This window comes from Kocuria sp. CNJ-770, assembly GCF_001942375.1.
In the GTDB taxonomy this organism is placed as follows: domain Bacteria; phylum Actinomycetota; class Actinomycetes; order Actinomycetales; family Micrococcaceae; genus Kocuria; species Kocuria oceani.
Genome location: NZ_MKJW01000069.1, coordinates 1 through 1,109 on the forward strand (window position 1 = coordinate 1; position 1,109 = coordinate 1,109).

Sequence of the window (1,109 nt, forward strand, 5' to 3'; positions counted from 1 at the left end):
GGGTTTCCGTTCAGTCTCGGGCAGCAGGGTGTACCAGGGATGGGAGGGGGTCAGGGGTGGAGGGTCTCACACCACCCCGGTGTGCTCAGCACTCAGGCAGCCGTCGTGAACGGTGACGTGGGCCGAGAGCACCGGGGGTGTCGGAGTCGATCCTTGAGGCGTGCAGGTCGTGCACACCCACCACGTGCGGCAGGGCTTCCAGGCGGGTGCGGACCTGCTCGAGGTCCAGGCCCTTCGGGGTGGTTTCCATCAGGACCTCAATGGTGTCGCGCAGCAGGATCAGAGCCCGGGGCACGATCAGGGCGGCAATCAACAAGGACACGATCGCATCCGCCCGGGTCCACCCGGTGGTGGCGATGACGATCGCGGAGACGATCACCGCCACCGAGCCCAGGGCGTCGTTGGCCACCTCCAGAAACGCGGCCTTCATGTTCAGGTTCTCCCCCCGCCCGGAGGCGAGGATGGCCAGGCCGATGACGTTGCCGACCAGGCCGATCACTCCGAACCAGAGCATGGCCGTGGACTCGACCTCCGGTGGCTCCAACAGCCGGCGCACCCCTTCGACGGCGATGAATCCGCCCACGGCCAGCAGCACGGACGCTTGGGCGGCCGCGGCGACGATCTCAGCGCGCTGGTAACCCCAGGTGTGTTTCTCCGTGGCCGGTCGCAGAGCCAAGGTCGCAGCGGTGAAGGCGATCAGCAGTCCGGCCGAGTCAGTGAGCATGTGTCCGGCATCGGCCAGCAGCGCTAGGCTGCCCGAGATCACCGCGCCGATGATCTCGGCGACCATGATCGTGGCGGTGATGGCGAAGACCACCGCCAGCTTGCCCCGCCGCCCGATGGTGGCGTGGGCGTGGTGGTGCTCCGCGCTCATGCCGGGATCTCCTGGGTGGTGGCGTCATCGGTGCGGTCCGCAGCGGCGCACTCGGGCGTCCTGCATTGGCACACCGACTCGACGGTGAGGATGGTGCCCAGCAGATCTTCCAGCGCGTGGGTCAGCTTCGGGTCCGAGAGTTCATAGCGCACGTTGCGCCCGGCCGGCACGCCCACGACCAGCCCGCAGTCACGCAAACAGGCCAGATGGTTGGACAGGGTCTGACGGCTCACCC

At 68.0% G+C, this 1,109-nt stretch carries 1 protein-coding gene and 1 pseudogene; both read right to left on the reverse strand.

Annotation, left to right across the window (positions count from 1 at the left end; all coding sequences use genetic code 11):
* Nucleotides 1-69: 69 nt before the first annotated feature.
* Nucleotides 70-874: pseudogene (locus BJF77_RS03215) on the reverse strand (cation diffusion facilitator family transporter); the annotation flags it as partial.
* A partial coding sequence (locus BJF77_RS03220; protein WP_075871259.1) for a helix-turn-helix transcriptional regulator occupies nucleotides 871-1,109 on the reverse strand: 239 nt, incomplete at its 5' end. The pseudogene BJF77_RS03215 and the gene BJF77_RS03220, both read right to left, overlap by 4 nt.